The organism is Psychromonas arctica (assembly GCF_038155225.1).
GTDB lineage: Bacteria > Pseudomonadota > Gammaproteobacteria > Enterobacterales > Psychromonadaceae > Psychromonas > Psychromonas arctica_B.
In genome coordinates, this window is record NZ_JBAKBA010000009.1 from 59,780 (window position 1) to 82,988 (window position 23,209).

The 23,209-nt window shown below is 36.5% G+C and carries 20 protein-coding genes; 8 read left to right on the plus strand and 12 right to left on the minus strand.

Annotation, left to right across the window (positions count from 1 at the left end; all coding sequences use genetic code 11):
* Positions 1 to 59: 59 nt before the first annotated feature.
* Both V6255_RS05650 and V6255_RS05655 read left to right on the plus strand, forming a co-directional pair.
* Positions 60 to 497 (plus strand): transcriptional repressor, encoded by a 438-nt coding sequence (locus tag V6255_RS05650; RefSeq protein ID WP_341627267.1) that lies wholly within the window; start codon positions 60 to 62, stop codon positions 495 to 497.
* 43 nt (positions 498 to 540) lie between these two features.
* On the plus strand, positions 541 to 1,005 hold the full coding sequence (locus V6255_RS05655) for a chemotaxis protein CheX (protein WP_341627268.1): 465 nt from the start codon (positions 541 to 543) through the stop codon (positions 1,003 to 1,005).
* A 168-nt stretch (positions 1,006 to 1,173) separates the two neighbouring features.
* Here the strand turns inward: V6255_RS05655 and polA are convergent, their stop codons facing one another.
* The 6 genes from polA to trxA all read right to left on the minus strand — a co-directional run bounded on the left by polA (position 1,174) and on the right by trxA (position 10,043).
* On the minus strand, positions 1,174 to 3,972 hold the full coding sequence (gene polA, locus V6255_RS05660) for a DNA polymerase I (protein WP_341627269.1): 2,799 nt from the start codon (positions 3,970 to 3,972) through the stop codon (positions 1,174 to 1,176).
* 380 nt (positions 3,973 to 4,352) lie between these two features.
* Positions 4,353 to 5,462, minus strand: coding sequence for a 1-acyl-sn-glycerol-3-phosphate acyltransferase (locus V6255_RS05665; RefSeq protein WP_341627270.1), 1,110 nt, complete (start codon positions 5,460 to 5,462; stop codon positions 4,353 to 4,355).
* Between the two features lie 322 nt (positions 5,463 to 5,784).
* Complete coding sequence (gene fre / locus V6255_RS05670) at positions 5,785 to 6,480, minus strand: NAD(P)H-flavin reductase (protein WP_341627271.1); 696 nt, start codon at positions 6,478 to 6,480, stop codon at positions 5,785 to 5,787.
* A gap of 82 nt (positions 6,481 to 6,562) precedes the next feature.
* A complete protein-coding gene (ubiD, locus tag V6255_RS05675; protein WP_341627272.1) occupies positions 6,563 to 8,032 on the minus strand; it encodes a 4-hydroxy-3-polyprenylbenzoate decarboxylase in 1,470 nt (489 codons plus the stop codon).
* 250 nt (positions 8,033 to 8,282) lie between these two features.
* Positions 8,283 to 9,551 carry a transcription termination factor Rho gene (gene rho / locus V6255_RS05680; protein ID WP_341627273.1) on the minus strand — a complete coding sequence of 423 codons (1,269 nt, stop codon included), beginning with the start codon at positions 9,549 to 9,551 and terminating at the stop codon, positions 8,283 to 8,285.
* 165 nt (positions 9,552 to 9,716) lie between these two features.
* Positions 9,717 to 10,043, minus strand: coding sequence for a thioredoxin TrxA (gene trxA / locus V6255_RS05685; RefSeq protein WP_341627274.1), 327 nt, complete (start codon positions 10,041 to 10,043; stop codon positions 9,717 to 9,719).
* A 124-nt stretch (positions 10,044 to 10,167) separates the two neighbouring features.
* Between trxA and rhlB the strand changes: the two genes are divergently transcribed.
* From rhlB to V6255_RS05715, 6 genes are all read left to right on the plus strand, one after another.
* Complete coding sequence (rhlB, locus tag V6255_RS05690) at positions 10,168 to 11,427, plus strand: ATP-dependent RNA helicase RhlB (RefSeq protein WP_341627275.1); 1,260 nt, start codon at positions 10,168 to 10,170, stop codon at positions 11,425 to 11,427.
* 1 nt (position 11,428) lies between these two features.
* Positions 11,429 to 12,346, plus strand: a complete 918-nt coding sequence (locus V6255_RS05695; RefSeq protein WP_341627276.1) for a guanosine pentaphosphatase — start codon at positions 11,429 to 11,431, stop codon at positions 12,344 to 12,346.
* A gap of 292 nt (positions 12,347 to 12,638) precedes the next feature.
* Positions 12,639 to 13,286 (plus strand): hypothetical protein, encoded by a 648-nt coding sequence (locus V6255_RS05700; protein WP_341627277.1) that lies wholly within the window; start codon positions 12,639 to 12,641, stop codon positions 13,284 to 13,286.
* A 443-nt stretch (positions 13,287 to 13,729) separates the two neighbouring features.
* Positions 13,730 to 14,554 (plus strand): MIP/aquaporin family protein, encoded by an 825-nt coding sequence (locus tag V6255_RS05705; RefSeq protein WP_341627305.1) that lies wholly within the window; start codon positions 13,730 to 13,732, stop codon positions 14,552 to 14,554.
* A gap of 85 nt (positions 14,555 to 14,639) precedes the next feature.
* Positions 14,640 to 16,169, plus strand: coding sequence for a glycerol kinase GlpK (gene glpK, locus V6255_RS05710; protein WP_341627278.1), 1,530 nt, complete (start codon positions 14,640 to 14,642; stop codon positions 16,167 to 16,169).
* Between the two features lie 274 nt (positions 16,170 to 16,443).
* A complete protein-coding gene (locus tag V6255_RS05715; protein WP_341627279.1) occupies positions 16,444 to 17,223 on the plus strand; it encodes a DeoR/GlpR family transcriptional regulator in 780 nt (259 codons plus the stop codon).
* Between the two features lie 283 nt (positions 17,224 to 17,506).
* Here the strand turns inward: V6255_RS05715 and V6255_RS05720 are convergent, their stop codons facing one another.
* The 6 genes from V6255_RS05720 to V6255_RS05745 all read right to left on the minus strand — a co-directional run bounded on the left by V6255_RS05720 (position 17,507) and on the right by V6255_RS05745 (position 23,160).
* Positions 17,507 to 18,487, minus strand: coding sequence for a C-terminal binding protein (locus V6255_RS05720; RefSeq protein WP_341627280.1), 981 nt, complete (start codon positions 18,485 to 18,487; stop codon positions 17,507 to 17,509).
* A gap of 59 nt (positions 18,488 to 18,546) precedes the next feature.
* Positions 18,547 to 19,719, minus strand: coding sequence for an acetylornithine deacetylase (gene argE, locus V6255_RS05725; RefSeq protein WP_341627281.1), 1,173 nt, complete (start codon positions 19,717 to 19,719; stop codon positions 18,547 to 18,549).
* On the minus strand, positions 19,712 to 20,386 hold the full coding sequence (locus V6255_RS05730) for a DUF1028 domain-containing protein (protein ID WP_341627282.1): 675 nt from the start codon (positions 20,384 to 20,386) through the stop codon (positions 19,712 to 19,714). The genes argE and V6255_RS05730 overlap by 8 nt, the downstream gene beginning before the upstream one ends.
* Positions 20,387 to 20,401: 15 nt before the next feature.
* Positions 20,402 to 20,812, minus strand: a complete 411-nt coding sequence (locus tag V6255_RS05735; RefSeq protein ID WP_341627283.1) for a RidA family protein — start codon at positions 20,810 to 20,812, stop codon at positions 20,402 to 20,404.
* A 15-nt stretch (positions 20,813 to 20,827) separates the two neighbouring features.
* Positions 20,828 to 22,087, minus strand: a complete 1,260-nt coding sequence (locus V6255_RS05740; protein WP_341627284.1) for an NAD(P)/FAD-dependent oxidoreductase — start codon at positions 22,085 to 22,087, stop codon at positions 20,828 to 20,830.
* Positions 22,088 to 22,254: 167 nt separating this feature from the next.
* The gene (locus V6255_RS05745; protein ID WP_341627285.1) at positions 22,255 to 23,160 is read right to left on the minus strand and encodes a LysR family transcriptional regulator; all 906 of its coding nucleotides are present in this window, start codon (positions 23,158 to 23,160) and stop codon (positions 22,255 to 22,257) included.
* Between the last annotated feature and the right edge of the window lie 49 nt (positions 23,161 to 23,209).

Below are 23,209 nucleotides of genomic sequence, written 5' to 3' on the forward strand. Positions count from 1 at the left end.
CTTTAATCTGCTACCTCTATGATATTATAACGTCTCTTTTACTGATAGAAGTTGTCACTATGCCTCATCCATTACTCGCTCAAGCAATCGAAATTTGTAAGTCAAATAATGTACGCTTTACAGCCGTTCGCCAGCAGGTATTTACTTTAATGGCGGAGCATAAAGATGCTATTACTGCTTATGAGCTATTAGAGCAATTACAGAAATTTGATAGTAAAGCGAAGCCACCTACTATATATCGTGCATTAGATTTTTTATTAGATAATCACTTTATTCACCGCATAGAATCACTGAATGCCTACTTAATGTGTTGCCACTTAGGCTGCGAACACCCAATGCAGTTATTAATTTGTGAGAAGTGTAAACAAGTGATTGAACTGAGTGATCCTATTATTGATGAGGCATTTTCAACGAAAGCTTCACAATTTGGATTCAAAATTACCAATAAAGTGTTAGAAGCACATGGAGTTTGTAACGAATGTCTTTATAATCAATGATTAAATAAATTTCATTAATTAGCCAAAAAGTAGTAATCAAACTATGAATGTAGCATTTGTAAATCCTTTTTTATCTTCATTTATTCATGTTTTACAAACAATGGCCATGACCGAAGTTAAAGCTGGTCAAGCTAGTTTAAAAAAGGACTCAGTAGCTCGTGGTGATGTTTCAGGGTTAATTGGCATGGTCGGCCCAACCGTTTCAGGTTCATTCTCAATTAGCTTTGAAAAAAAACTCGCACTAAGTGTATTTCATAACATGCTAGGTGAATCAGTTGATAATATTTCTGAAGAAATTATCGATATGGTTGGTGAAATAACCAATATGGTCGCAGGAGGCGCAAAACAACAATTAAGTGAAAAGGGCTATGACTTTAATATGGCTATTCCTATTGTTGTAACAGGTGACGCTCACTCGATTACACATCAAATTAAAGCCAGTAAAGTTTTAATGCCTTTCCAATCAGAGCAAGGTAATGCTTACATTGAAATTTGCTTCACTGAATAATTTTATAAACGAGTAATCTAAGATATTTAAAAATAGATAAAAAAAACCCCCAATATACGGATATATTGAGGGAACAGGGAAGAGATCATGAAATATCTATATCTTCAAGTAGTTAGTCGATTGATATTTCATTTAGTTCAAAAATTATACAACAAATAAATAACTAATTTAATGCGCTTCATCCCAATTATTACCAACGTCTGCGTCAGCAATTAATGGCACATCTAAATCGGCGGCATTCGCCATAATTTTTTGGATCTCTTTTGTATACTCTTCGACGCATTCTTCTTTAATCGCAAAGACTAATTCATCGTGTACTTGCATGAGTATTTGAACGCTACCTTGTGGCTGTTGTTTCACCCAAGCCGCCATATCGATCATCGCTTTTTTAATGATATCTGCAGCAGTACCTTGCATTGGTGCATTGATAGCAGCGCGTTCTGCCGCTTTTTTCAACATACCGTTTTTAGCATTGATATTCGGTAACTGTAGTCGACGTCCAAAGATAGTCTCTACATAGGCTTTTTCATTCGCTAATAAACGCGTATCTTCCATGTAAGTTAATACCGCTGGGTAGCGACTAAAGTAACGATCCATGTAAGTTTGTGCTTCTTGGCGATCAATGTTTAATTGTTTTGCTAAACCGAATGCGCTCATGCCATAGATTAAACCAAAGTTAATCGCCTTAGCACTTCGACGTTGATCAACAGTCACTTCATCAAGTCCAACAGAGAAAACCTCTGCAGCAGTTGCTTTATGAATATCTTTACCCGTTGAGAAAGCCGTTAATAAGCCTTCGTCTTGAGATAAATGAGCCATAATACGTAATTCAATTTGGCTGTAATCGGCAGCGACTATTTTATATCCAGGTTTTGCAATAAACGCTTGGCGAATACGACGACCTTCTGCACTACGGATTGGAATATTTTGTAAATTTGGATCGCTCGATGATAGACGCCCAGTTACCGTTACTGCTTGGTGGTATGATGTATGAACTCTGCCAGTTTCTTCATTGACCATTAATGGCAATTTATCAGTATAAGTTGATTTCAATTTACTTAAACCACGATGCTCAATAATCAACTTAGGTAATGAATAAGTTAACGCTAACTCTTGAAGCACTTCTTCTGCTGTAGAAGGTGCTCCTTTAGGTGTTTTTTTAATGGCTGGAATATTTAATTCTTCAAATAAAATAGTCTGTAACTGTTTAGGTGAACTTAGATTAAAAGGTTTGCCAGCTTCTTCATAAGCTAATTCCTCTAACTCTAATAGACGTTTTGCAATTTCAACACTTTGTATACCCAGTAACTTACTGTCAATTTCTACACCACCTCTTTCTATCTCAGATAAGACAGTTAATAACGGCATTTCTATTTCATCTAATACTTTCAATAACTCAGGTATTTCTTTTAAGCGAGTTTGTAACTCAAGATGTAAACGTAAAGTGATATCTGCATCTTCTGCAGCATAAGGAGCCGCTTCTTTAATTGCTATTTGATTAAAAGTAAGTTGTTTTTTACCTTTACCTGCAATATCTTCAAAGCTGATGCATTTATGGCCTAAATATTTTAATGACAAGGTATCCATGTCATGTTTACCTGTACTATCTAAGACATAGGATTCCAGCATCGTATCAAAAGCAATACCGCCTAATGTAATACCATGATTCAATAATACACTGCGATCGTATTTAAGGTTTTGCCCTACTTTTTTATGTTCATCCGAAGTCAATAAAGGCGTTAGCAACTCAAGTGTTTCAGTAAGATCTAATTGTGTAGGCGCATCTATATAATCATGTGTTAACGGTAAGTATGCAGCTTCAATAATAGGTGCGGCTTCTTCCCCGACATTGGTTTGAATAGCAAATGAAAGTCCTACAATTTTAGCTTTCATATAATCTAAGCTAGTTGTCTCAGTATCAAAAGCAAAAACGTCTGCTTGCTTTAATTTTTTAATCCACTGTAACAATTGACCTTTTGTATAAATCGTTGTGTAGCTTTCACGATCAACCATCGATTTAACTGCTTCTATAGGTGCAACGAATTGCCCTTCTTGTGATGAAGAAGCTTTTGCTACTAAATTATCACCCGCTAATAATGATGCTAACCAACGCTTAAACTCTAATTTCCCAAACAGTTTGATTAACTCATCTGTATCTTGCGGAGAAGGTTTGAAATCTTCATAACCTTGTTCTAATTCAACATCTAACTTAATGGTTGCTAATAAGTAAGATAAACGTGCCATGGCTTCATTATCTTTCATTTTAACGGCCATAGTTTTACTACCACGGAATCCTAGTACAGCTAATTTATCTAAGTTTTCATAGATATGATCCATGTTACCTAAACCTTGTAACATCGCTAATGCCGTCTTTTCACCCACACCTGGTACACCAGGAATGTTATCAACCTTATCGCCCATTAATGCTAAATAATCGATGATCATTTCAGGTGGAATACCAAATTTCTCTTTAACACCCTCAACATCTAAAATAGTGTTGGTCATGGTATTAATCAAAAATGTATGCTCATCAACTAATTGAGCCATATCTTTATCACCAGTACTGATCAGGGTCTTAATCCCCATTTTGCTAGCTTGTAACGCTAACGTACCAATTACATCATCTGCTTCTACGCCTGGGATTGTTAAAATAGGCAAGCCCATTGCTTTTATAACGGCGTGTAAAGGCTCAATTTGACTGCGCAAATCATCAGGCATGCTAGGGCGATTAGCTTTATATTCACCATACATATCATCACGGAAGGTTTTTCCTTTCGCATCAAAAACAACGACGATATGTGTAGGGCTAAATTGCTTTAACAAGCTTTGTAGCATATTGACTACACCGTAAACTGCTCCTGTAGCTTCACCCGCAGAATTAGTTAAATGTGGAGGAGAGAAAAAAGCACGGTATAAATACGAGGAACCATCAACAAGCACAAAAGGATTTTCAGGAACTACAGCCATAGATTAACTACCAATCAGATAAAATTGGTACATAGTATACCTACACGCCATAAAATTGTGATCACGTTTTGTTATATTGTCGAATTGAAGTAGAAAGAACAGATTTACAGGCCTGATATAAAAACCATTAAAATTTAGAAGAACAGTTATGAACCCCAAATATAGAGTGAGGCAAAAGGTAAGTGGTCATTCACTTTCAATGTAGAGTTATCTGTGGATAACTCTGTTAATGAATTTACTTAAAATTTGAGTCAGAACAATAAACTATAATTTCACTTTATTTTTCAATAAGATAAAAACAAAAATAAAACGAAAAAAGCACATCCAATTAATTATTGAATGTGCATAACAAATATAGGAAGTGCCTAGTTTAGTTCATTTTAACTTGTGTAATGGCCAACAGGGTTAGCGTACATTTTTAATACCGTATCTTGTAATTCAGGCTTAATCGCTTGAATACGTGCTTTAAATGCTTCGATATCTTGGGCTGGTATATTATCTACATCTTGTTCAGCAGCGATTAAATTAGAAGGGTGTAGAAAATAATTTTGGTAAATTTGAGCGTCAATCTCTTCGGCAACTTGATCCGCATTTTCAAAGGCACAATTTAACGGTTGACCAAATGCAACATGTACATGGCCTTTTTTACCGATAATCCCACTGACAATACTTTCAATATCTTCAAATTCAGATTTTTTATATTCTCCAAACTCTGCTTTTTCATATAGCTCACGCGCTTTTTGTTGATCACATGGGTCAAGCTCATAAGAAACAGCAACGGGAACAATATTCAATGATTTGATATATTCTGTAAATGGGATTTTTTGCTTTTTACCGTTCACATAAAACATTTTGATAATCGCAGGATCTGTTTTATCAAAACCGTCTTTTGCACGCCCTTCTTTTTGTGCAATCCAAATACTACTGTCTTCTTTTAATGAGCTACAAATATAATCAGATAAATGCAATAACGATTTCATCATCTCACGAACACCAGTGACTGAACGTTTAACGATAAAACTTTTATTCATACGCATTAAGTCAGAAACAAAAGGTTTACTCAGTAAGTTATCACCAATTGCAATACGAACCGTTTTAAAATTCTCTGAATATAAAGCCCAGTTGACAAAAGAGGGATCCATAGCAATATCACGGTGATTTGAAACGTACAAATAGCTTTGGTTAGGATCTAGGTTTTCTAAGCCTGAATAAGTGAATTTAGTAGTGGTAGAGTCGATCATCTGTTGAACATAATGACCCATTACTTTCTGCATTTTATCGATGCTATTAATATTGCCCCATTTATATAAAAAATAACGACGAATTAACGGTTTAAGTACAAAACCTAAAAGCTTGGATAGTTTAGAAAAACGAAAACTTAATATTGCATCGATAAACTCTTCGCTATTAATGACGCGTTTGATAGCAGGCTGTATCTCTTCATCATTATAAGGGCGAATATCACTAAATTTATCAATGTTACTTGGCATGTTTTAATTCTCTATAAAATGGATGACATATTTTACATGCTTTTAGCTATGACGGCGAGGAGATTTGACCGAATATGCTACCTGTACCAGTTAGATTAACGCTTAAGGCGTGCATTGTTTGAATACATTAAGGTAAATATTGATTATTTTTTAAGCAACACTCAAACTATTTTTATTCAAAACCAAAAATTCAGTAAATTGAATATCATCACCTATTAATACATTTTACTCTTCCCAAGTTAAAAGCTTACGAAGAGTATATTTAGTCTCAAAAATATAGCGCAAATACACTTTAATATTCAGGACTATTATTTAATCAAGATTAAATAAATGCAAACGCATCGCCATAAATATTGTCGATTAAAGCACCTTGTTTAATGAAATCTTCACGGGCAATTTTTGCCATTTCAAAGCGACCTACGATATAAATATCAAATTCAGATAAGTCATTAAATTCATCTAATACAGCCTGATGAACGTAACCTTTTTTACCTTGCCAAAATGCTTCAGGCAATTCAACAACGGGATGAAAATGGATATTATGGTGCTCAGTAGACCAGTTGATAGCTTGCTCTTCAAAGTAAAAGTGTGAGTACTCCTTAACTCCCCAGTAAAGGTAAACTGGGTTCTTTAATTCAGACTCAACAATTTGCTCCAATATTGATTTTACATAAGAGAAACCCGTTCCACCTGCCATTAAAATAATTGGACGAGTTGAAGACTCACGTAAATAAGCAGCACCGTTAGCAATTTCAACTTCTAATGGTTCGCCTGATTGCATTTTTTCAACTACTTGCATTGCATATTTATTATCTTCAGTCGCACCGATATGCAATTCAATTAAATCACTTGAAGGTGTATTCGCAATCGAAAAATGACGTTTATCTCCTTCACCCATGATCACTGATACATACTGTCCAGCTTTAAAAGAAACAACACTGGTTGGGGCTAAAAATATACGGTACAAAAACGCATTTAATTTTTCAATTGACGCTACATTACAAGTAATTTGTGACATTCTTTTCTCTTTATTTTTTGGCGAAAAATATGACTTACAGTAGGATAGAATGGTTAAGGATAACCAATTCAATCTCTTTATATTATGACAAAATATCTAACTCATTCCAAAGGCCATCTATTTTTTCTTTTACTTTTTCATCCATGACAATAGGTGTACCCCACTCACGCGTTGTTTCTCCAGGCCATTTATTGGTAGCATCTAGGCCCATTTTTGAACCTAAACCTGAAACAGGTGAAGCAAAGTCTAGATAATCGATAGGTGTATTATCAATTAATGTCGTATCACGGCTTGGATCCATTCGCGTTGTAACAGCCCACATAACATCATTCCAATCACGAACATTAACGTCATCATCACATACGATAATAAATTTAGTGTACATAAACTGACGTAAGAAAGACCAAATACCTAACATCACCCTTTTCGCATGCCCCGGATAACTTTTCTTCATTGATACAACGGCCATGCGGTATGAACAACCTTCAGGCGGTAAATAGAAATCAACGATTTCAGGAAATTGTTTTTTAATAATAGGGACAAAGACTTCATTTAATGCCACACCAAGAATCGCTGGTTCATCAGGTGGACGCCCAGTATAAGTACTATGATAAATAGGATCTTTTCTTGTCGTAACATGCGTTACTGTCATCACTTGAAAATCATCAACTTCATTATAATAACCAGTATGGTCACCATAAGGTCCTTCTGGTGCTTCTTCACCAGGCATCAAGTAACCTTCTAAAATCATTTCAGCCGTAGCCGGAACATCTAAATCATTACTTAAACAGGTTGCTACTTTAGTACGAGAGCCACGTAATAGGCCTGCAAAAGCATATTCTGACAAAGTATCTGGCACAGGTGTTACCGCACCTAAAATAGTCGCTGGATCGGCACCTAACGCGACACTGACAGGAAATGGTTTACCTGGATTTGCTTCTTGCCACTCACGAAAATCAATCGCACCACCGCGATGTGATAGCCAACGCATGATAATTTTATTTTTAGAGATCAACTGTTGACGGTAAATACCGAGGTTTTGGCGTTTTTTATAAGGACCTCTCGTAATAGTTAGCCCCCACGTAATTAACGGCGCTACATCACCAGGCCAACATTTCATAATAGGTAACTTAGTTAAATCAACGTCGTCACCTTCCATCACAACTTCTTGGCAAGCAGGTGAACTTACCTTTTTGGTTGGCATATTTAACACTTGCTTGAAGATAGGCAACTTTTCCCACATCGCCTTAAGACCTTTAGGCGGCTCAGGCTCTTTTAAATAAGCAAGCCATTCACCTACTTCACGTAACTCTTTGACTTTCTTTTTGCCCATTGCTAATGCAACACGTTCAGTGGTGCCGAAAAGATTAGTTAAAACAGGCGTGTCGTAACCTTTAGGGTTTTCAAATAACAAGGCAGGTCCGCCAGCACGTAGCGTACGATCGGATATTTCAGTCATTTCTAAGTTCGGGTCTATTTCTTGGCTAATACGCTTTAATAGCCCTTTTTCTTCTAGCTGATTTAAAAAATCACGCAAATCATCAAACTTCATATTCACCTGCTTATTATATTGAACGGTTACAACTTATTAATCTCGATTAACTATCTAAAATCAATACGAAAGAGAGCCAATAACTGATCAAGTTTACTGATTAAAATTAATTATGTCTTGATTGAATGAAAGAATAATAGTAATTCTACTTAATAGCTTATCAAGTGTTATATCACTTATGCTCAAGACAAAATTTAAAGTAAAAAAAACGCTACCTAAGTAGCGTTATTTTCCAATAAATCAAAATTAATTATTTTGATTTTTGGTTTTTCATTGCATCGAAGAAGCTATCGTTAGTTTTGCTTAAACCTAACTTATCGATCATGAATTCTGTTGCGCCGATTTCACCCATTGGATGAACAATCTTACGTAGAATCCACATACGTTGTAATTCATCAGCTTTCGTCAGTAATTCTTCACGACGTGTACCTGAACGAGTAATATCGATCGCAGGATAAACACGTTTTTCAGCTAATTTACGATTTAGATGAATCTCAGAGTTACCTGTACCTTTAAATTCTTCATAGATAACTTCATCCATTTTAGAACCCGTATCGATAAGTGCAGTAGCAAGGATAGTTAAACTACCACCTTCTTCTACATTACGTGCAGCACCAAAGAAACGTTTAGGACGATGTAATGCATTGGCATCAACACCACCTGTTAGTACTTTACCTGAACTTGGAATAACGGTGTTGTAAGCACGGGCTAAACGTGTGATTGAATCAAGTAAAATAACCACGTCTTTTTTATGCTCTACAAGACGTTTTGCTTTTTCGATAACCATTTCAGCTACTTGTACATGTCGGCTAGCAGGCTCATCAAAGGTTGATGCCACTACTTCACCACGTACTAAGCGACGCATTTCTGTTACTTCTTCCGGACGCTCATCGATTAATAAAACAATCAGTTCAGCATCAGGGTAATTAATTGAAATACTTTGCGCGAGATTCTGCAATAGCATAGTTTTACCGGCTTTTGGCGGTGCAACTATCAATCCACGTTGGCCTTTACCAATCGGAGAAACTAAATCTAAAATACGTGCCGTAATATCTTCAGTACTACCACTACCATTCTCTAAACGAAAACGCTCATCAGGATGGATAGGCGTTAAGTTTTCAAATAAGATTTTGTTGCGGGAGCTTTCTGGTTTGTCGAAATTGACTTGCATAATTTTCAGCAATGCAAAATAACGTTCACCTTCTTTAGGCGGTCTTATTTTACCTTCAACACTGTCACCAGTTCGTAAATTGAAACGACGAATTTGACTAGGGGAAATATAGATATCATCTGGGCCAGCTAAATAAGAGCTATCAGAGCTACGTAAGAAGCCAAAGCCATCTTGTAAAATTTCTAAAACACCAGCACCGAAAATATCAGCACCACTTTTAGCATGGGCTTTTAATATTGCGAAGATAATATCTTGTTTTCTAAGGCGGGCTAAATTTTCAAGCCCCATAGAACTTCCAAGCTCAACAAGCTCAGGAACGGGAGTATTTTTTAATTCGGTTAGATTCATAATTCTTTTGATGTTTTAATATGGATTAAATGGGTAGATAACGTGTGTTTGAATAGCTTAAATATGAATTGCTCATAATTTGAGCGTAAAGGTAGCATTAATAATTGGAACTGTCCAGAATGAAGATTAAGCTAGATTAACTTAACCTCATTCTGAGTAGAATATTTAAACGTTAGCGTCTAAAAACTCTGTAAGTTGTGATTTAGAAAGTGCGCCGACTTTAGTTGCTGCAACTTTTCCATCTTTAAATAATAATAAAGTTGGGATACCACGAATACCAAATTTTGGTGGTGTTTCACTGTTTTGATCGATATTTAACTTACCAACAGTTACTTTACCTGCATATTCAACAGCGATTTCGCTTAAAATGGGTGCAATCATTTTACAAGGACCACACCATTCAGCCCAAAAGTCCACTAAAACAGGACCAGCTGCATTTACGACATCAGTGTCAAAACTTGCATCACTTAAAGTTACGATATTTTCGCTCATTTTTATCTCCAGAAAAGATTTACTAGTAGAAAGTTATTATAACATGCTCACTGGTAAAATATATTTTTTGATATTTGAATCGATCTCAATATTTATTGCAAGTATAAACTGCTATGCTCTGCAAATGAATAAAACACACCTAACTCAAACAAAATTTTCAGACTTGCCTCTAGAGCCAAGTCTACTTTCAGGTTTAACTGCTATAGGTTTTGAATACTGTACGCCGATTCAAGCTTTGTCGCTGCCAATTACCTTACAAGGTAAAGATATTGCAGGCCAAGCTCAAACGGGTACAGGCAAGACTTTGGCATTTTTACCTGCCGTTTTCCATCACCTATTAACTAACGATGTACCTGAAAATCGTCGTAAGAATCAGCCTAGAGCTATTATTTTAGCACCTACACGTGAACTTGCGATTCAAATACATAAAGATGCCATCACTCTTTCGAAATCAACATCTTTGCGCCTTGGTTTAGCATATGGGGGCGAGAAAGTTGAAATTCAACAAAATAAACTAGAAAAAGGTGTTGATATATTAATTGGTACCACGGGGCGTATTATCGACTTCGTTAAACAAGGTGTCATTAATTTAGATTCAATACAAAGTGTTGTCTTAGACGAAGCGGATCGTATGTTCGATTTAGGCTTTATTAAAGATATCCGTTACTTATTCCGTCGTATGCCTGCTGCTGACCAACGTTTGAATTTATTATTCTCTGCAACCTTGTCACATAAAGTACAAGAACTTGCATTTGAACATATGAATAGCCCAGAGCATGTGCAAATTGAACCTGAAGTAATGACTTCAGCCAATATTACCGAAGAGCTTTTTTATCCTTCGAACGAAGATAAAATGTTGTTATTACTGAGTCTGATGGAAGATGAATGGCCAGAGAAAGCCATTGTATTTGCTAATACTAAACATGCTTGTGAAAAAGTATGGGGTTATTTAGCTGGTGACGGTCATCGTGCAGGCTTGCTAACGGGTGATGTTCCACAGAAAAAACGTGAACATATCCTAGAGCAATTCACTCAAGGTGAAATCGATATCTTAATCGCAACCGATGTAGCAGCACGTGGTTTACATATTCCAAAAGTATCACACGTATTCAATTTTGATTTACCAGATGATTGCGAAGATTATGTACATCGAATTGGCCGAACAGGCCGTGCTGGTGAGAAAGGATTAGCAATTAGTTTGGCTTGTGAAAAATATGTGTTTAATTTACCAGGGATTGAAGAGTATATTAAACATAACATCCCGGTTAGCGAATACGATAAAGATTCTTTATTAGATTCTTTACCAGTAATGAAAGTCACTAAATATAAAGTGCATTCGAACAATACTCGTAAAGATAATTACCATAGGTCACATAAAAGATAATATGACAGCAGCGCGTTATACCATTATTGATTTAGGCTCTAATAGCTTCCATATGCTGACAGTCGTTAAGCAAGGGAATGGTTTTAACGTTGTCTCAAAGCATAAGCAGAAAGTACGCTTAGCCGCTGGCTTAAATGGTGATAAACAACTCGATCAAGCAACAATGGAAAAAGGCTGGGCTTGCTTAGAAAGCTTTAGATTGTTGCTAGATCAAATCCAACCCATTTGTATCCTAATTACCGCGACCGCAGCATTACGGATTGCCGTCAATAATCAGCAATTTTTGAATAAAGCTGAAAAAATACTACAACATCCAATCAATCTTATTTCAGGTATTCAAGAAGCAGAGACTATTTTTAAAGGCGTTTCTTTTACCGAAAATACAGATAAGGAATTATTAGTATTAGACATTGGTGGGGCAAGTACTGAATTGGTTTTAGGGCAAGGTAACAAAGTCCATGTGGCGAATAGTTTAAACATAGGTTGTGTGACTTGGCTAAGTCATTATTTTGCCGATGACCTACTTAATGAATATAACTTCAACAATGCAGTTAATGCCGCAAGACAAGTCATTTCAACCGTTAAAGCTCAATATGTTAGCTTTGATTGGGAACTAACTTTGGGGGCATCAGGTACGATTCAAGCCGTCAATGAAATTAATCAAGCACAACAATTAAGCCATCATTTATCCATTGAATTGTTACAACAAATCAAACAACAATGCATTCAATGCCAGTCAATTAAAACACTTAATATTATTGGGTTAGAAGAATCTCGAGTCCCTGTCTTTGCCAGTGGTTTAGCTATTTTAATTGCTATTTTCGAGTCGTTAAATATCAATGCAATGCAACGCTCTAATGGTGCTCTACGAGAAGGCTTAATAAGCATGATGTTTACTGGGCAAACTCATTTCAACTAATCACGCTTAGATTCGAATAGTAAGTGACCATTTCCATTTTATAGAACGCCTACTCCTTAATACTTTATGTTATAAATATGAAACAACCTTATGTAATACCAATCATAATAAATAGCATTTTCATATTTCAAACCAATAAAAATAATCATGAAAAACAGCCGCATAAAAATAAATAGTAAACGTAGAACTGATTATGGGTGATTCACAAATAACTTAATTCGCTAAATAAGACTACTATTTATTCAAATTTTTATCGATTAAATTTAACTTAATGGCACAATAAGGATTTAACATGAAACATTTAAAATTAAGTATTCTTTTTTTATTCGTTACGTTTATCACCGCTTGTAGCATGATTAAAATCAATACCACCACCACTACTTTTTATACACCAGAATTTACAAGCTCTGGCAATATTGCAGTTATCCCAGCAGATATTGAAAACAGTCATTCATTAGAATTTGCTCACTATAAGCAAAAAATAGAAGAGAAGTTACGCTTATCAGGTTACTCCATTGCAGCAAACTCTAACACTGCAGAATACATTGCTATTGTTGCTTATGGTATCGATGAGGGTGAAACCTCAATTATTTCCACACCTATATTCAGTTCACCAAATGCACTTCATGGTGGTAGGTTAGCCAACCCTAAACACCGTTACTCAATGCCACGTTATCACCGTAGAGTGGTAGGTACTTCAACGAGTTCAATCACCACTTATAACCGCGCTCTTGCTCTGGATATCGTAGAAGCAGCATCATTAAAAAGTGGATCAGAGGATAACGCTAAAAAAGTATATGAATCTAGAGTAAAAAGCGTTGGTGAATGTGATGTTGTTGCAGGAGTCTTCAATGAACTATTAAAAGCCATGTTCATAAATTTCCCCGGCGAGAATGGTCAAACCATCACTGCAAAAATCCCTTACGATGGCCAATGTTAGGTGCCTTAAGATACTCCCTATGACGAGAATCTAATTCAACAATGAATAAAATAATCTTCGTTTTTGTTAATTTAGAAACGTAATAGGCGTATATGAACATTTATTCCATCGATAAATGTTCATCGTTCTATACTAATAATTTAATTCAATGAATAAATAAACTTTATCCTCCCTTCATATCCGACCATTCTTTTTCCTACCTTATTTAGATAGCACTTTTAACAAATAACAGAGCAAAAATTAGAGCTGTTAGCACTTAATAAATATTTATTCTTTACATTTTACAAAATATTCGAAATCGAATAAAAAACACCACAAATGCTCGATTAAATACAAAATATGACCGAACACTCAAAATAAAACCTTTTATGTAGCTAAATTGTTAATGATAAGTATCTTTGTGCACATCAAATCGAACTTAAATATTTATACAATGAAAGGGAATAGAGATGAATAAACAACATTCGTTACTCGGTAAATGCATCGCAGAATTTATAGGCACGGCCCTATTAATATTTTTTGGTGTTGGGTGTGTCGCTGCATTGGTATTAGCAGGTGCAAGTTTTGGACAGTGGGAAATTAGCATCATGTGGGGAATGGGAGTCGCGATTGCTATTTACTGTACTGCAGGTGTTTCTGGCGCGCACATTAATCCAGCAGTAACGATTGCGTTAGCTTTATTTCATGGTTTTGGTAAAGAAAAAGTATTGCCTTATATTATATCGCAACTGCTAGGTGCATTCTGCTCAGCAGCCTTAATTTACGCACTTTACAGTAACTTATTTACTGATTACGAAATAGCACATGGTTTTTTACGTAGTAGTGAAGCTGCTTTATCAACTGCGGGTATATTCTCAACTTACCCTCACCCATCGATATCAATGCTTGGTGCCTTTTCAGTAGAATTTGTTATTACAGCAGTATTGATGTTTGTGATTTTAGCACTTGGTGATGAAAATAATGGTGCTCCACGCGGCGCATTAAATCCAATTTTAATCGGTGTCTTAATCGCAGTGATCGGTGGTTCATTAGGCCCACTAACCGGCTTTGCAATGAACCCAGCGCGTGACTTTGGTCCTAAATTATTTGCTTATCTAGCAGGATGGGACTTTGCCTTAACAGGTGCAAAAGAAATTCCTTACTTTATTGTTCCAATATTAGCGCCAATCTTCGGTGCATGTTTTGGGGCATGGATATACCCTAAAGTGATTTCTCCATACTTACCTGAAACAGGCCACGGCTGCACAATTCCAAATGAATGTGATTAAAAAATTAATGAATACAAACGAATAACCAACAAGATTTTAAAAGAGCGGAGTTATCCGCTCAATATTAAACAAAGAGGAAAATGTAATGACAGATAAAAAATATATTGTGGCACTTGATTCAGGCACAACAAGTTCTCGCGCAGTGATCCTTGATCATGATGCCAATATCGTCAGTGTTTCTCAGCGTGAATTTACGCAAATTTACCCACATTCAGGATGGGTAGAGCATGACCCAATGGAAATTTATGCGACACAAAGTGGCGTATTAACTGAAGCATTAGCAAAAGCAAGTATTCGCAGTGATCAAGTTGCTGCTATTGGTATCACTAACCAACGTGAAACTGCGATTGTATGGAACAAAGAAACAGGTAAGCCAGTTTATAATGCGATTGTATGGCAGTGTCGCCGTACGGCAAGCATCTGTGAAGAACTAAAAGCACAAGGTTTAGAAGAATACGTACGTGAAAATACAGGTTTAATGCTTGACCCATATTTCTCAGGCACCAAAATTAAATGGATACTCGACAACGTAGAAGGCGTTCGTGAAGACGCTGAAGCTGGAAAATTATTATTTGGTACCGTTGATACTTGGTTAATTTGGAAAATGACGCAAGGAAAAGTACACGTCACTGATTACACTAATGCATCACGTACTATGCTATTCAATATCAACACATTAGAGTGGGATGACAAACTATTAAAAGATTTTGGTATTCCAAGATCCATGATGGCTGAAGTGAAAAGCTCTTCAGAAGTTTACGGTAAAACGAACATTGGTGGTAAAGGTGGAACACGTATCCCTATTGCAGGTATTGCTGGTGATCAACAAGCTGCATTGTACGGACACATGTGTGTAGAAAAAGGCCAAGCAAAAAACACTTACGGTACAGGTTGTTTCTTGTTAATGAATACAGGTAAAGAAAAAATAACATCGACACATGGTCTATTAACAACAATAGCTTGTGGCCCTAGAGGTGAAGCAACTTACGCACTGGAAGGTGCTGTATTCATGGGTGGTGCTTCAATTCAATGGCTTCGTGATGAAATGAAATTAATCTCAGATGCAAAAGACTCTGAGTACTTCGCGACTAAAGTTGATTCATCAAATGGTGTTTATGTTGTGCCTGCCTTTACTGGTTTAGGTGCACCATACTGGGACCCGTATGCTCGTGGCACAATTGTTGGCCTAACACGCGGAACTAATTCCAATCATATTATTCGTGCAACATTAGAAAGTATTGCTTACCAAACACGTGATGTACTTGATGCAATGCAAGCAGATTCAAATATTCAATTAGCGTCATTACGTGTTGATGGTGGTGCTGTTGCGAATAACTTTTTAATGCAGTTCCAGTCTGACGTACTAAATACCGCTGTTCATCGACCAGCAATGACTGAAATGACAGCATTAGGTGCTGCTTACCTTGCCGGTATTGCCGTTGGATACTGGGACGGGTTAGAAGAACTATCTAATAAAGCAACAATTGAACGCTCTTTCGAACCTAAAGCAGTACAAGAAAAGCGTCAACAACGTTACAACGGTTGGAAACGTGCCGTTAAGTGTGCAATGGTCTGGGCAGATCTTCATAATGAAAATAACGAAGATACGCCATAAATATCTAATAATGACTTAACGTTTCTATGCGGTTCAGTTATTAAGCAACCTAAACCAATATAAAAGAGCATCCCTAGGATGCTCTTTTTCGATACTATCCCTTTCCTAATGCTCAAAAAACATTAACAAAATGAAGATAAATGATACAACTTGTTGATAATCGAAACTAAAATACTACTTACCACTCAAAAAAATTGTAATTTCTTGCTATTAACTTTAGTCGCAGTAAACTTGATTTATTACATTTCGGCAGAAAGACAAGGAGTAATATTTAGTGAAGCAGACAACCAGGCACCAAGAAATTGTCAACCTAGTACAAAAAAATGGATATGTTAGTACTGATAGTCTTGTTGAGCATTTTAAGGTCAGCCCTCAGACTATTCGCCGAGATCTCAATGAACTTGCAGGTGAAAACAAAATTCGCCGTCACCACGGTGGTGCAACGACACAACAAAGCTCTGTAAATACCTCTTATAGCGCTCGTAAAGTAATGCAACTTAACGAGAAAGACTCCATTGCAGAAGCCTTAGTAAAATACATTCCAAACGGTGCTACTTTGTTTATTGATATTGGTACCACTCCAGAATCAATTGCTAAAGAACTCGTTAAAAACCACAAAGGCCTTCGCGTTGTTACTAACAATATTAATGTTGCAGGTATTTTAATGGGTAATAAAGACTTTAAAGTTATCCTAGCCGGTGGTGAAGTACGTAATAGAGATGGCGGTATTGTTGGAGAAGCGACGTTAGACTTCATCAAACAATTCCGTTTAGATTTCGGCATTTTAGGGATTAGTGGTATTGATTACGACGGTTCATTATTAGACTTTGATTATCATGAAGTGCGCGTTAAACAAGCTATAATAGAAAATAGTCGCAGTATTTATCTTGCTGTAGACCATACAAAATTTGGTCGTAATGCCATGGTAAACTTAGGTAATATCAGTGAATTAGATATGTTAATAACCGATTTGCCACCACCAGATGAAATTGTAGCGATTCTAAAAGAACACGATATCCCGTATGAAGTCACCTCAATAAAAACAACACCATAACGTTATATGATGTTGATGTTATAAATGTCTTTACTCGGTGAAATGATTATACAAAGTAAAACCTGAATATAATCATTTCATTATTTAGCCTCAATACTTGTTAATGAAAGCGGAATTATATTTAGAATTATAAGGTATTATTTTTTACTAGTCAGTGCCGTTAGTTTTGCGTAGTTCAAAGCTAATTATTGAAGCAATAACGGGTTATTGAGAAATAACTTAACTCAGAAATCCACGCAAATAGCGGTGTTGTATCGCTTTGCTTATCCAGAACTGAGGTTATTTACCTTACCGTTAACATCTCTTTGTTTAGTGCAGTATCAGGCCGAGTCACTTTAACCAACCTAGTCACTATCTGTTCAAGTGCTACCCTTCTAGCATCTAATAATGATTGCTTAGATAAAAAGCCAACATGCGGAGTGACAATTACATTGTCCATTCCAATTAATTTACTATCATGATTATGTTCATCAATTAATACGTCTAACCCAGCTGCCGATATTTTGTTAGATTTTAAACAAACAATTAAAGCTGACTCATCGATTAACTCTCCACGAGCAGTATTAATCAGCATTGCACCTTCTTTCATTTGTGCAAGCGTTGTTTCATTGATCATATATTTAGTACTAGGAAGAAGTGGCGTATGTAAAGAAACGATATCTGAAATGTTTAATAACGCATTTAATGAATCGCACCTTGTAATACCTAATCGTTTTGCATCTTCATCTGTTTTACTAGGACTATAAAAAACAACATTAAAACCAAAGCCTTTTAACATAGGAATTAAAGCTTTAGGAATAGTACCTAAAGAAACTAAGCCAACAGTCTGCCCTTGTAAACGCTCTATTTTATTACCTGAAAAAGGTGCCCATTCACCATTTTTAACAGCTTCATCATAAACACCGATTTTTCTATTTAAATTAAGTATCAACGCCATCACATGAGAGGCGACTTCATAAGCGCAGAAGCCAGGGGCATTGGTAACATAGATGCCTTCTCTATCAGCACAGTCAATATCAATTTCATCTGTTCCTATACTTTGAAGTGCAATTATTTTTAAATTAGGCAAATTTTTCATTACATCAGCATCTACTTGTGTGTATTCAAGCGTTAAAGATTCAGCTTCTTTAACATCTACAATTAAGTTATTACCAGTGACTTGGATTAACTCTAGATCTTTAATACCCCATTCCTGTAATAATTGATTTTCGTAATCAAGATCACCCGCCATGTTGTAATAGATTACTTTTTTCTTTTCGTTCATTAATAACTCCATTAATAGTGCCGATGAGGAAGAGATAAATATTTAAAGTCTATTTTTTGTTATTTGATCATCCAATGGCAGAGGTTATTTAGCATATTGCAACACTCTGTAAGTTGTTCAACAGTAACAAATTCATCTGGCTTATGGCCTTGTTCCATACTACCGGGACCACAAATTAAAGATGCTACACCGGCTTCATCAAATAACCCACCTTCTGTACCAAAAGCGACTGTCCCAAGTTCATGATTACCACTCCAATCTATAAGCCATTGTGCAAATTCCGACTGCGGATCTGTCAACAAGGGAGGATACTCTGCTAATGTTTGAAACGCGATTCCCGTTTGAGCATGAACAGCTCGCATTTTAGGTTGTAACGTTTGTTCTGCATAAGCTTTTAAGGTATCAAAGGTTTCATTTGCTTGTGTTTCTGGTAAGTAACGCATCTCGACATCAAATTGACATGACTCTGGTACTATATTCAATGCAGCACCACCTTTTATAACGCCCGTCTGTAAAGTGCTGTAAGGCGGTTCAAAACGTTCATCAATATTATTTTTTAATGGTTCAGCCAGTTCAGTTAATTTATTAATTAATTTGGCGGCATATTCGATGGCGTTAACACCCTCTGGTGCATAAGCAGAATGACAAGCATGCCCTTTCACTTCACAGCGCATCGCCATTTTTCCCTTATGACCATAAACGGGTTTCATGTTAGTCGGTTCGCCAATAATACACATTGCGGGTTTTTCTGGTGAGGCCTTAAGATGGTCGATTAAACTACGTACGCCTAAGCAACCAATCTCTTCATCATAGGAAAAAGCTAAGTATAAAGGCATGCGTAATTCAACTTGTTGAAAATGAGGTACTGCAGCAAGTACACAAGCAAGAAAGCCTTTCATATCAGCACTACCTCTTCCGTAGCACTTTCCATTTTCTTCGATCAACTGAAAAGGTGGATGAGACCAATTTTGTCCATCTACTGGAACGACGTCAGTATGCCCCGATAGCATAACACCACCATCACCTTCAGGCCCAAAACGCGCATACAAATTTGCTTTAGTACGTTCATTATTGAATATTAATGTTGACTCAATACCTAGTGTTTCAAGATACTCTTTTATTGTTTCAATTAACGCGAGGTTAGATTCTCTACTGGTTGTATCGAAAGCTAATAATTGAGTTAGCCAATGTTTGACACTTTCCGATAAGGTAATAAGATGGCTATCACTCATCACCAAGTACTCCATAACTAGGTGCTTCGCGTGGGTCGAGTGCTCGTGTAACATAATCTTGCATCTGAGGCGCATAATTTCCCCAAAGCGTAAAGAGTTCACCAATAGGGTTTTCCTCAACCCAGTCCACACGTAAATCAACTAAAGGCCAAGGGTGTTTATCCACTACTTTTACTGCAGCAGAATGAACAGGTCCGGCTTCTCCACCAGCATCCACACCAGCTTGTAATGCAATGATCAACCTTTCTGTTAGCTGTCCAGTGGTCGATAAAAAATTATCAACCATGGCATTAATAACTGATGGTTGAGATAACATGTTGCCTGCGACAACACAGTTTTTGCCTTGAACCATATTGTGCACACCGAGAGTTTTAGAACCGCTAAAACAAGCCGTTTCACCTTTTGTATTAATCACAGTCACTTGGCGGTATGCGCTGAATTCATCTGTTTCTAAGGCATGTTTAAGCGCAGATTCGGCAGACAAATCGTTTTGTAAATTTTCAAGTGTTGCATTCCCTAAAGCTGGCAAGGTAATATTTTGACTTGATACAGCGCCTACACCTGTTAATAACCATGGACATCGAGCGCCAACAGCGATACTTGATGAGCTAATAGCAATGCCTAGTTGGCCTGTGTTAGGACAGTAAGCTGCAATAGAAATAGTCATAAAAGCTCCTAAAGTTTATTCTGGAATAACGGCAATGACATCAATTTCTACTAGCCATTCCGGCTGTGCTAAACCAGAAACCACTAAACCAGTTGAAATAGGAAATACACCTTTTAGCCACTTTCCTGTTTCACGATATACTGGCTCACGGAAACGAGGATCTGTAATATAAGTTGTTGTTTTAACTATATGAGACAAGTCACTACCAGCTTCTTCTAACAGTTGTTTGATATTTTTCATTGCTTGTTCAGCTTGAGCTTGTGGATCACCTAAACCGATAAGTTTCCCATCAAAATCTGTTCCAATTTGACCACGTACATAAACAGTGTTGCCTGCAACCACTGCTTGGCATAAGTCATTATCTAAAGATTGATTAGGATAAGTTTCTTTTGTATTAAACATGCGAATACGAGTATGTGTTGGCATAATATGATCCCTTAATTAAATTTTGTTTTGATATTGTTGATACTGACGTTGGATAACAATTTGATCCGCTATATATTTAGCATCGTGCCATACGCCCCAGATAAATGAAGATCCCCTGCGAGATAACCAAGGTAAACCAAGAAAATAGACGCTAGGTTCAATTGATACTCCTCGATGATGTTGAGGTTGATTTTTTTCGTCAAACACATCAACTTTTAACCAATCATAATTAGTTGCATAACCTGTTGCCCAAATCACCGTTGTAACATTATTCGCTTTGAGATCTAATGATTTAGTTGGATTTACCATACAATCAGGATCTGCTAATAAGATACGTGCTTCAGGTTCTTCTGGTAAATCTAAACCATTATCTACAACATATTGATCCGCTCTATCTAATAATGACAAGTAGTTTTCATCACCAGCTTTTATGTTACAAGCAAGGTCATCAGAAAAATGTACAACACCATTTTCAAAAGATTGTGTTCGTCCAACTAAATTTAAACCTTTACTCGCTAATTCTCTGAAATCGATTGTATCCCCACCATTTGCTCCACTTACAGCAATAGTGACATGTTCTTTACCGGGTACATTGGCGGCCATATCCCATAAACCTAAAACTCCTAACCACCATACAAAGTCACGCCCACGATAAGCCCGAGGAGGACGATCATGTGGCCCGACTGACAAATAAACTTTTCTGCCTGAACGTCGTAATTCATCTGCAATTTGTACACCAGATGAACCAGCGCCAATAACTATTATTGCTCCTGCTGGTAAATTGTCTGGGTTGCGATACTTAGCGGAATGAATTTGTAAAAAATCAGGGTTTTCTGGAGCAATGGCTGGAATAATTGGTACTTGGAATGGACCCGTTGCTGAAACAATACGTTGTGCATTAATTGTTCCCTTAGATGTTTTTACAGTGAAACCACTTGTGCTTTCATTGCGAGAAGCACTAATGACTTCAACATCTGTTTCAACAGGCATTTTAAATTTATCAACATAAGCTTCGAAATAATCTGCGACTTGATCTTTTGGAACAAATTGGTCTGGTTTATCACCCGGAAATTCCATTCCTGGGAAGCGATCATGCCAAGCAGGACCATTAGCCACAAGAGAATCCCAACGACCTGTGCGCCAAGCTTCTGCAATACGATTTTTTTCTAAGACTAAATGCGGTACATTTTGATGGGTTAAATGTTCACTCATTGCTACACCGGCTTGGCCAGCTCCAATAACGAGTGTATCGATATTTTTAATATTATCTGTCATTTATATAATCCTTTTTACCCAGTTATCATTTCTTGAAAAGATAACTAAAGGATATGGCAGTGAATAAATGTCGTAAATTATTATAAATATAGGTTCTAAATAGGAAAAATATTGTTCGTTTTAAATTTTAAGCAAAAAATTATAATATTATCTATTGCCTTACCAATCTAATTATCTAGGTCATGTTCACGACAGTAATCCATAAATAAACTTGCAGGTTTAGTGGGTTTATTTACTTTTAGATATGCCATTATCAATGTAGAGCTTTCCATTTCGTCTTCAATATCGATATAAGCTAACTGTTGTCCGTCGTAAGTCATTTTTGTTGCTGGTCGACTAACTAAGATTGAAAACCCTTGGTTTTGTCCTACCATGCAACGCACGATTTCAACTGAAGGGGATGTATAAGCAATTTTTGGACTTAAGTTTTTTTCAGTGAATAAACTTAAAAAATAATTTCGGCTAGGAATAACGTCTAACAACACCATTGGCTCTTGGCTTAATTCAGCGAGTGTTACTGATTTTTTTTGTGCTAATGGATGATCTTTTGCAAGCAATGCATAGGGTTTGTGCGGCGCATTTAGCGCATTCTTACTAATTGAATTATCAAGCTCTAAATCATACAAAAAAGCTAAATCAAGCTCTCCTCTATGTAAGCCTATCATCATTTCATGCTGTTCCCCGTCACACAGTTGTATTTCAATATCAGGGTAAGTGACTTTAAACCCAGCAATTAACTTTGGAATATATAAAGGAGCTAAAGAACCAAAACTGCCAATAGATATTTTCCCGCTTATTTTATCGTTATCAGCGAGAGTATTTTGTTCGAATTCATGAGAAAGGCGTAGCAGTTCCCTTGCTTTTTCATAAAAGCGTCTTCCGTCAGGTGTTAGTGATACGCCTTGAGCATGATGCCTAATTAATAGCTGTTGACCAAAAGTATGCTCTAGATTTTTAATGGCAATAGAAATAGATGGTTGTGCAATAAACAATTTCCTTGAGGCTTCTACAATACTTTCTGTTTCCACCACGGTGGAGAAATAATGTAACTGCTTCAAGGTAAAATTTTTCATTGTTCTCTCTGTAAATAAAAGATATTTAAGTAACTTTAAGCAAGAGTAG

Excerpts from the sequence above, each read along its gene's own strand:
- glpK (WP_341627278.1), top strand. The coding sequence starts at position 14,640 with ATGACAGATAAAAAATATATTGTGGCACTTGATTCAGGCACAACAAGT.
- V6255_RS05700 (WP_341627277.1), top strand. The coding sequence starts at position 12,639 with ATGAAACATTTAAAATTAAGTATTCTTTTTTTATTCGTTACGTTTATC.
- V6255_RS05650 (WP_341627267.1), top strand. The coding sequence starts at position 60 with ATGCCTCATCCATTACTCGCTCAAGCAATCGAAATTTGTAAGTCAAAT.
- V6255_RS05740 (WP_341627284.1), bottom strand. The coding sequence starts at position 22,087 with ATGACAGATAATATTAAAAATATCGATACACTCGTTATTGGAGCTGGC.
- rhlB (WP_341627275.1), top strand. The coding sequence starts at position 10,168 with ATGAATAAAACACACCTAACTCAAACAAAATTTTCAGACTTGCCTCTA.
- V6255_RS05655 (WP_341627268.1), top strand. The coding sequence starts at position 541 with ATGAATGTAGCATTTGTAAATCCTTTTTTATCTTCATTTATTCATGTT.
- V6255_RS05735 (WP_341627283.1), bottom strand. The coding sequence starts at position 20,812 with ATGCCAACACATACTCGTATTCGCATGTTTAATACAAAAGAAACTTAT.
- trxA (WP_341627274.1), bottom strand. The coding sequence starts at position 10,043 with ATGAGCGAAAATATCGTAACTTTAAGTGATGCAAGTTTTGACACTGAT.
- fre (WP_341627271.1), bottom strand. The coding sequence starts at position 6,480 with ATGTCACAAATTACTTGTAATGTAGCGTCAATTGAAAAATTAAATGCG.
- V6255_RS05720 (WP_341627280.1), bottom strand. The coding sequence starts at position 18,487 with ATGAACGAAAAGAAAAAAGTAATCTATTACAACATGGCGGGTGATCTT.
- argE (WP_341627281.1), bottom strand. The coding sequence starts at position 19,719 with ATGAGTGATAGCCATCTTATTACCTTATCGGAAAGTGTCAAACATTGG.
- V6255_RS05745 (WP_341627285.1), bottom strand. The coding sequence starts at position 23,160 with ATGAAAAATTTTACCTTGAAGCAGTTACATTATTTCTCCACCGTGGTG.
- V6255_RS05665 (WP_341627270.1), bottom strand. The coding sequence starts at position 5,462 with ATGCCAAGTAACATTGATAAATTTAGTGATATTCGCCCTTATAATGAT.
- rho (WP_341627273.1), bottom strand. The coding sequence starts at position 9,551 with ATGAATCTAACCGAATTAAAAAATACTCCCGTTCCTGAGCTTGTTGAG.
- V6255_RS05730 (WP_341627282.1), bottom strand. The coding sequence starts at position 20,386 with ATGACTATTTCTATTGCAGCTTACTGTCCTAACACAGGCCAACTAGGC.
- ubiD (WP_341627272.1), bottom strand. The coding sequence starts at position 8,032 with ATGAAGTTTGATGATTTGCGTGATTTTTTAAATCAGCTAGAAGAAAAA.
- polA (WP_341627269.1), bottom strand. The coding sequence starts at position 3,972 with ATGGCTGTAGTTCCTGAAAATCCTTTTGTGCTTGTTGATGGTTCCTCG.
- V6255_RS05695 (WP_341627276.1), top strand. The coding sequence starts at position 11,429 with ATGACAGCAGCGCGTTATACCATTATTGATTTAGGCTCTAATAGCTTC.